This window comes from Catenulispora sp. GAS73 (genome assembly GCF_041262085.1).
In the GTDB taxonomy this organism is placed as follows: domain Bacteria; phylum Actinomycetota; class Actinomycetes; order Streptomycetales; family Catenulisporaceae; genus Catenulispora.
In genome coordinates this window covers 1-7,916 of the sequence record NZ_JBGCCM010000085.1, presented here as the reverse complement: position 1 = coordinate 7,916, position 7,916 = coordinate 1, and the positions used below count along the sequence as shown (strand labels likewise).

The 7,916-nt window shown below is 70.7% G+C and carries 8 protein-coding genes and 1 rRNA gene; 5 read left to right on the top strand and 4 right to left on the bottom strand.

All coding sequences use genetic code 11. The features are described 5' to 3' along the window. Positions 1-133 precede the first annotated feature (133 nt). A complete protein-coding gene (locus tag ABH935_RS50690; RefSeq protein WP_370385210.1) occupies positions 134-778 on the bottom strand; it encodes an HAD family hydrolase in 645 nt (214 codons plus the stop codon). 154 nt (positions 779-932) lie between these two features. On the opposite strand from ABH935_RS50690, the gene ABH935_RS50685 reads away from it, so the two are divergent. The 4 genes from ABH935_RS50685 to ABH935_RS50670 all read left to right on the top strand — a co-directional run bounded on the left by ABH935_RS50685 (position 933) and on the right by ABH935_RS50670 (position 3,217). Next, positions 933-1,574 (top strand): pyridoxamine 5'-phosphate oxidase family protein, encoded by a 642-nt coding sequence (locus tag ABH935_RS50685; RefSeq protein ID WP_370385211.1) that lies wholly within the window; start codon positions 933-935, stop codon positions 1,572-1,574. 167 nt (positions 1,575-1,741) lie between these two features. After that, complete coding sequence (locus ABH935_RS50680) at positions 1,742-2,182, top strand: VOC family protein (protein WP_370385209.1); 441 nt, start codon at positions 1,742-1,744, stop codon at positions 2,180-2,182. Positions 2,183-2,206: 24 nt separating this feature from the next. After that, the gene (locus tag ABH935_RS50675) at positions 2,207-2,587 is read left to right on the top strand and encodes an RNA-binding S4 domain-containing protein (RefSeq protein ID WP_370353471.1); all 381 of its coding nucleotides are present in this window, start codon (positions 2,207-2,209) and stop codon (positions 2,585-2,587) included. Positions 2,588-2,596: 9 nt separating this feature from the next. Beyond that, positions 2,597-3,217: a GyrI-like domain-containing protein gene (locus ABH935_RS50670; protein ID WP_370385208.1), complete on the top strand. Its 621-nt coding sequence runs from the start codon at positions 2,597-2,599 to the stop codon at positions 3,215-3,217. Positions 3,218-3,298: 81 nt separating this feature from the next. On the opposite strand, the gene ABH935_RS50665 is transcribed toward ABH935_RS50670, so the two are convergent. Both ABH935_RS50665 and ABH935_RS50660 read right to left on the bottom strand, forming a co-directional pair. Further along, positions 3,299-4,831, bottom strand: coding sequence for an aldehyde dehydrogenase family protein (locus tag ABH935_RS50665; RefSeq protein WP_370385207.1), 1,533 nt, complete (start codon positions 4,829-4,831; stop codon positions 3,299-3,301). 272 nt (positions 4,832-5,103) lie between these two features. Then, complete coding sequence (locus tag ABH935_RS50660; RefSeq protein ID WP_370385206.1) at positions 5,104-5,934, bottom strand: hypothetical protein; 831 nt, start codon at positions 5,932-5,934, stop codon at positions 5,104-5,106. Here ABH935_RS50660 and ABH935_RS50655 point away from each other — a divergent pair. Next, entirely contained in the window at positions 5,923-6,885 is a 963-nt protein-coding gene (locus tag ABH935_RS50655) for a hypothetical protein (RefSeq protein WP_370385205.1), read from the top strand. The genes ABH935_RS50660 and ABH935_RS50655 overlap by 12 nt on opposite strands. 943 nt (positions 6,886-7,828) lie before the next feature. On the opposite strand, the gene rrf is transcribed toward ABH935_RS50655, so the two are convergent. After that, positions 7,829-7,916 (bottom strand): 5S ribosomal RNA (gene rrf, locus ABH935_RS50650); the annotation flags it as partial.

The window sequence follows — 7,916 nt, the reverse complement described above, 5'->3', positions numbered from 1 at the left end:
GTGCTGGCGTGCTGGCGTGCTGGCGTGCTGGCGTGCTGGCGTGCTGGCGTGCTGGCGTGCTGGCGTGCTGGCGTGCTGGCGTGCTGGCGTGCTGGGCGAGGCAAGCAGACTGTCGTCAGATCCACCAATCGGTTTATCGACAAGTCAGCAGCAGCGGGAAGGCCTCGACAACATCCTTCACCGTCGCCGTCGCCGCGCGAGGTGCGGCTTCGCCGTGCGCGCCGATCCACACCGTCCGCAGACCGACCGCCGCTCCGCCTTCGATGTCGGCGTGGGCGTTGTCGCCGACCATCCAGCCGCCGTCGGCCAGCGCGCAGCCCGCGGCCTCGGCGGCGGTTCGGAAGATCTCCGCGTCCGGCTTGCGGATTCCCAACGCCCCGGAGACTGCCACCGAGTCCACGAGCTGGTCCAGGCCGGTGCGCTCGATCTTCCCCAGCTGGTTGTCCGCCTCGCCGTTGGTCACGATGCCCAGCCGCCAGCCGGCGCGCCGCATCGCGGCCAGTCCGTCGCGGACCTCGTCGCGCAGCTCGACGTACTCCGGCATGCGGCTGCGATAGAGCCGCCACAAATCCTCCACAGGCTCCGCGAGCCCGTAGTGCTCCCGCACTCGTGCGAAGAACGCGTCCCGCTTCTGGCGCGGGTCCCACGCCTCGACCAGCCACTCCTCCGCCTCCGCCGGTAGTGCGAAGTCGCGCGCGAAGTCCTGCGCGAAGCGTCGGAAGGCCGGAGCCAGCGCGATGAGTGTGTCGTCCAGGTCGAACAACGCCAAGGGGCCCATGGAGATGATCGTACCGAGCGCTACTCTGGGTGTAAGGACCGCAGAGCTCGCGGGACGCTACCACTCCGGAAGGGCTGCCGCAGTGACCGAAGCCGTTGTCGAGAACAGCACCGCCGAGAACACCGAGCCCCTCGTCGAGGGCACCGAGCCCGTCATCGCCCCCGCCCCGGCCGAGGCCGCCATCACCTCCGAGGTCGAACTCCGTACCCTGCTCGGCGAGCCGATGGAGCGCGCGATCAACAAGGAACGCGTACGCCTCAAGCCGATCGACCGGCGCTGGCTGGCCGCCTCGCCGCTGTGCTTCCTGGCCACCAGTGACGAGCAAGGCAACTGCGACGTCTCGCCGAAGGGCGACCCGGCCGGCTTCGTGAAGGTGCTCGACGACACCCGCCTGGCCGTGCCCGAGCGGCCCGGCAACCGGCGGGCCGACGGGTATCGCAACATCCTGCGCAACCCGCACGTCGGCATGATCTTCGTGGTGCCGGGCCGCGCCGAGACGCTGCGGATCAACGGCCGGGCGCGGCTGGTGCGCGAGGCGCCGTACTTCGACGACATGATCGTCAAGGGGCACCGGCCGATCATGGCGCTGGAGGTGGAGATCGAGCAGATCTTCTTCCACTGCCCGAAGGCGTTCCTGCGCTCCTCCCTGTGGAAGCCGCCGACATGGGACCCGGACCAGCTGCCGCCGCACGCCGCGATCGTGAAGTCGGTGCAGTGGACGCGCGAGTCGCTGGAGGAGCTGACCGAGTACTACGGCGCGAGCTACGAGAAGAGCATCTACGTCACGAAGAAGTAGCCGCGGGCAGCCACTCGGCCTGGTGTGCGGACACGCTCGTCGGCGACCCGGCGGCGCTCGTCGGCAACCCGGCTGCGCTCGCCCGGCGGCGCGCCCGTCGGCAACCCGGCTGCGCCCGTCGCCAGCATCGCGCAGCACTTGTCGGCGGCGGCCGGTAACGTCGGAACATGGCGTTCACCTATCAAGTCGTCGTCGACTCCGCCGACCCGCACACCCTGGCCGACTGGTGGGCCGAGGCGATCGGGTGGGACCTGGAGCCCTCGAACGAGGACTTCATCCGCTCGATGGTCGCCGCCGGCCACGCGACCGAGGCCGACACCAAAACCCACAACGGCGTCCTGGTCTGGGCCCTCGGCCAGGCCATCGTGCACCCCGACGGCAAGGACGCCGGGCCCGGCTCGCGCATCCTGTTCCAGGTGGTGCCCGAGCCCAAGACCGTGAAGAACCGCGTGCACCTGGACATCAAGGTCGGCGAGGGGAACCTGGAGAGCGAGCTGGCGCGGCTGACCTCCCGGGGCGCCACGGTGCTGCACCGGGGCCAGCAGGGGCCGTCGCGCTGGGTCACCATCGCCGACCCCGAGGGCAACGAATTGTGTCTGCACTCGTGAGCGCCAGCCGTTAAAGTCGCGTTCATGACGTCCGATGCCACCGCCGTCCGGGTGGACAGCTGGATCTGGTCGGTGCGGCTGACCAAGTCCCGGTCGATGGCCGCCGACGCCTGCCGCGGCGGGCACGTGAAGGTGAACAACGAGAGCGTGAAGCCCTCGCACCTGCTGCGCGTCGGGGACGAGGTGCGGGTGCGGCAGGACCAGCGCGAGCGCGTCGTGGTGGTGAGCAAGCTGATCACGAAGCGGGTCAGCGCGCCGGCCGCCGCCGAGTGCTACGTCGACAACAGCCCGCCGCCCCCGCCCCGGGAGCTGTTCGTCGCGGTCGCGGTGCGCGACCGCGGGGCCGGGCGGCCGACGAAGCGCGAGCGGCGGGACATGGACCGGCTGCGCGGGCGGCCTTTCTAGGCGGAACCGGTGACCAGGACAGACTTCAAGAAAACCCTCGACTCCTACCGTGCGAAAGCCGGACAGTTCCGGGTCGTCGAGGTGCCGCCGATGACGTACCTCATGATCGACGGCCACGGCGACCCGAACTCGTCCCAGGAGTTCGCCGACGCCCTCCAGGCGCTGTACCCGGTGGCCTACAAGCTCAAGTTCGCGAGCAAGCTGGACCTCGACCGGGACTACGTCGTCACGCCCCTGGAAGGGCTGTGGTGGTCGACGAACATGGAGACGTTCACCGTCGCCAGGGACAAGTCCCGCTGGGACTGGACGGCCATGCTGATGGTGCCCGACTGGATCACCGGCGAGATGTACGACGCGGCGTTCGCGAAGGTCGCCGCGAAGAACCCGCCTGCCGCCCTGGAGCGGGTACGGCTGGAGACGCTGGAGGAAGGTCGCTGCGTGCAGACCCTGCACGTCGGCTCGTTCGACGACGAGGCGGAGGTCCTGGAGCGGATGCACCACGAGTTCATCCCGGAGTCGGGCCACGCCATGACCGGGAAGCACCACGAGATCTACTTCAGCGACTTCCGCAAGACCGAACCCGCCAAGCAGCGCACCGTTCTGCGGCAGCCCGTCGCCGTCATCGCATAGCTGTCCCGAGCCGAACGCCGCGGAACCGGACTCAGGGGATCCGGCGCCGCGGCGTCATTGTGTTTTGCTGCGAACCCGCACCTACTTCTTGCGGCCGTACCGCGTCTCGGCGTACTTCTTCATGATCGCGAAGGTCTTCGGGTTGCGCGCGAACGTCGTCGGCTCGAACGGCGTCGAGTAGCGGCGGCGCGTGATCGCCTTCGGGCGGGTGAACTCGCGCAGCCCGTCGGCGCCGTGGATGCGGCCGAAGCCGGACTCCCCGACGCCGCCGAACGGCAGGCCCGGGATCCCGGCGAAGGCGATGACCGCGTTGACCGAGGTCATGCCGCTGCGCAGACGCCGGGCGATGGCCGTGCCGCCCCGGCGGGCGAAGACCGAGGCGCCGAGGCCGTAGTCGGTGGCGTTGGCGAGCTCGATGGCCTCCTCGACGTCGCGCACGCCCTTGACGGTGATGGTCGGGCCGAAGGTCTCCTCGCGCACCGCGCTGGAGTCCTCGGGCGCGTCCAGGAGCACGGTCGGCTCGACGTACGGGGCCTGCACCGCGCCGCTGCCGCCGACCAGGACCGTGGCGCCCTTGGCGATGGCGTCGTCGATGTGCCGGCGCACGACGTCGAGCTGCGAGGGCATGGTCATCGGTCCGTAGGCGGCGTCCGGGCCCTCGCCGGGGGTCAGCGCCAGCTTCTGGATCTGCGAGGTCAGCTCGGCGACGAACTTGTCCTTCACCGCGTCCACGACGTAGACCCGCTCGATGCCCACGCAGGTCTGCCCGGCGTTCGACATCGCGCCCCACAGCGCGGCGTCGGCGGCCTTGGACAGGTCCGCGTCGGCGGCCACGATCATCGCGTCCTTGCCGCCGCACTCCATCAGCACCGGTGTCAGCGACGGCGCGCACGCGGCCATCACCTTGCGGCCGGTCCGCGCGCTGCCGGTGAACGCGATCTTGTCCACGCCCGACTCGCACAGCGCGGCGCCGGTCGGCCCGGTGCCGGTGACCAGCCGCAGCACCTTGTGCGGCGCGTCCGGGTTGGCCTTGTCGAACGCCTCGACGATCCACTCGCCGATCGCGGTGGTGTACTCCGAGGGCTTGAACACCACGGCGTTGCCGGCGGCCAGCGCGTACGCGATCGAACCCATCGGAGTGAAGACCGGGTAGTTCCACGGGCCGATGACGCCGACCACGCCGAGCGGCTGGTACTCCAGCGTCGCGGCGTGGTTGGACATCAGCAGCCCCGTACCGACACGGCGCGGGTGCAGCACCTTGCGCGCGTGGCCGGCGGCCCAGCCGATGTGCTCGACGGCGAGGAAGACCTCCAGGAAGGCGTCGCCGCGGGGCTTGCCGTTCTCCCGGTGCATGAGCTCGCCGAGCTCGTCGAGCCCGCGGGTGATGACGCCGGCCCACTTGCGCAGCCGCCGCTCACGCTCGGCCCAGGTCAGCGAGGACCACCAGGCGGAGGCCTGGCGCGCCTCGGCCACGACCGCGCGCACCTGCTCGGCGGTCATGGCGGGGAAGGTGGCGACCTCGCCGCCGTCGGCGGGGTCGTAGGAGACGAAACTGGGGGCGCCCGGTTCCAGGACGCCGACAGCCGCGCCGTTAGCTGAACCCTGATCGCTCATGGCTGACTGCCTCTTCCGTGCGGAGGTGAGGGTGGGTTGGGGACAGGTGGTCGGAGACGTTTGGTCGGAGACGGTTGGTTCCGGAGGGTGTCCGGTCGATCGCTACCGCCGGGTAACGTCGATGGTTCCGATCCTTCACCTCGAAGCGGCCTGGGGCAATAGGGAGTTGGGACGTGTGGTGGATCAGGTGGGGATTAGGTGGGGGAAACGCGCGACCGGCGGCTGCCCCTGGGGGCAGCCGCCGGTCGGTTGTGGTGCTGGGTTTTCAGTGCTTAGCGCTTGTCAGAGCCGGAGTCGGAGCCCGAGTCGTGGTCAGAGTCGTGGTCAGAGTCGGAGCGGGGGCCGGCGGGATCAGCCTTCGCGTCGACCTCGTGGTCGGCGTCGTCGTCTTCACCGTCCTCGTCCTCGTCGTCGTCCTCATCTTCGAACTCTTCGTCTTCGTCGTCTTCGTCGTCTTCAAAGTCCTCGGCTTCAACCTCTCCGGCCTCGCCGTCGCCGGCCTCACCGTCGAGCTCGTCCTCGAACTCGTCGAAGGCGATGCCGTCCATCTCGTCGACCCGCTCGGCGGCGTCGGTGAGCCCCTCGGAGTCGGCGTCGGCGGCGCGCATGAACCACTCGCGCGCCTCCTCCTCGCGCTCGGCGGCGAGCAGCGCCTCGGCGTAGGCGTAGCGCAGCCGTGCGGTCCAGGGCTGGATCTTCGCCGGGGTCAGGTCGGCACCCTGCAGCTGCACGACGGCGGCCTCGGGCTGCTCCATGTCGATCCGCGCACCGGCCGCGACCATCCGCAGCTCGATCTGCGTCTCCTTGTCGAGCGTCTTGGCCTCCGGCGCGGCGGCCATCGCCAGAGCCCGCTCCGGACGCCCCAGGCCCCGCTCACAGTCGGCCATGACGGCCCAGTGGTCGTTGGTCCCGGTGATCCGCCGCACGGTCCGCAGATCCGCCAGCGCCTCGGAGTACCGCCCGGTCAGGTACGCGGCCAGCCCCGCGGCCTCCCGCGTCGAGGCCAGGCGCGGCGCGAGCTTCATCGCGGTCCGGGCGTGCCGGTAGGCGAGCTCCGGGTCCTCGTCGAGGTTCTGCCCGGCCATCACCAGGTGCCCGGCCACCAGCGTGGCCTTGGACCTCAGCAGCTGAGCGAGCTCGTCCTGAATGTCCTTGTCGAGCTTGTCGAGGGTGGCGTCCGGCGCGATCTCCAGGACGTCCTCCTCGGGCGCGTCCCGGTCGACGACACCGCCGAACCCGACGCTGACCCCGCCCTCGCGCTCATCGAAGCCCCCACGCGCGTCCTCATCACCGAACCCGACGCGCGCACCATCGTCGCCAAAGCCGCGCGGGGAACCGAACTCGCCGTCCCGACGGTCATCACGCGAGCCGGCACGCTCGCCATCACGACCACCGGCGTAGCCACCACGGGAGTCACGGTCACCGTACCCACCACGACCAGCCGACGGACGGTCGCCGCGCCCACGGGTGTCACGCTCGCTGTAGCCGCCGTGCGAGTCGCTGCCGCGTCCACCGCGCGAGTCACGATCCCCGCCGAACGACCGCGGACCGGCCCCGGAGCCACCTCGGGAATCACGGTCACCACGGCCCGCGTATCCACCGCGCGAATCCCGGTCGCCGAAGCCACCACGGGAGTCAGAACCGCGACTGTCGCGCGAGCCGAAGCCACCACGGGAGTCGCGATCGCCATGGCTGGAGCCACCACGGGAGTCCGAGCCACGGTTGTCCCGCGCACCAAAACCGCCACGCGAGTCGCGATCGCCATAGCTGGAACCGCCGCGCGAGTCGGAACCACGGCCTTCGCGCGAGCCAAAGCCACCACGCGAATCACGGTCGCCGTAGCCGCCACGGGAGTCAGTGCCCCGACTATCGCGCGAGCCGAAGCCACCACGGGAGTCCGAGCCACGGCTGTCCCGCGAACCGAAACCGCCACGCGAATCGGATCCCCGGCTGTCGCGCGAACCGAAACCACCACGCGAATCACGGTCGCCATACCCGGAGCCGCCCCGCGAGTCGGATCCCCGGCTATCGCGCGAGCCGAAGCCACCACGTGAATCAGAACCACGGCTGTCGCGCGAACCGAAACCACCACGCGAGTCGCGATCACCGTACCCGGAGCCACCCCGCGAGTCGCGGTCGCCGCCGCGAGAATCCCTGTCCCCATAACCAGAACTGCGGCTGCCTCGCGAATCCCGATCGCCGTAGCCGGAACCGCCACGCGAGTCAGAGCCGCGACTGTCGCGCGAACCGTAGCCACCCCGCGAATCGGTCCCGCGGCTGTCCCGCGAACCGAAACCACCGCGCGAATCCGAGCCGCGACTGTCGCGCGAGCCGAAACCGCCCCGCGAATCACGGTCGCCATACCCGCCCCGCGAGTCCCGGTTGCCGGAACCGCCGCGCGAATCCCTGTCGCCGTAACTGCCACGGCTGCCCGAGTCCCGGTTGCCGGAGCGATCGTCGCGTCCGCCTCGCGAGTCGCGGTCGCCGTATCCCGAGCCGCCGCCGCGCGAGTCACGGTTCCCATATCCGGAGCCGCCGCGCGAGTCGCGGTCGCCGTAGCTGCTTCGGCCGCCGGAGTCGCGGTTGCCGGAGCGGTCATCGCGTCCGCCGCGCGAGTCGCGGTCGCCGTAGCCGCCGCGGCCACCGGTGGAGCGGTCGTCGCGACCGCCGCGTGCGTCGCGGTCGCCGGAGCCGCGGCTGTTGCCGGCGCCGGGGCGGTCACCATAGCCCGAGCCGGAGCGGCCGCCTCGGTCGCCGGCGCCGGGACGGCCGGAGCGGTCGTCGGCGGGGCGGCGGTTCTCGCCGCTGCCCCGGGGTCCCTGGCCTCGGTCGCGATCCCGGTCGGAGCGGCCCGGGCGACGGTCCGAAGATGGTGACATTGGATCCAGCTCCTGTTCCTGTTATGAGTCGGGGTCCATCCTCCCGCACCGCGGAAGAAAGGGCCAAACGCGACGAAGCCCCCTCCGGGAGATCCCGGAGGGGGCTTCGTGAAATTTAGTCCGGCCGCGTCCTACTCTCCCACCAGGTCCCCCTGGCAGTACCATCGGCGCTGGCGGGCTTAGCTTCCGGGTTCGGAATGGGACCG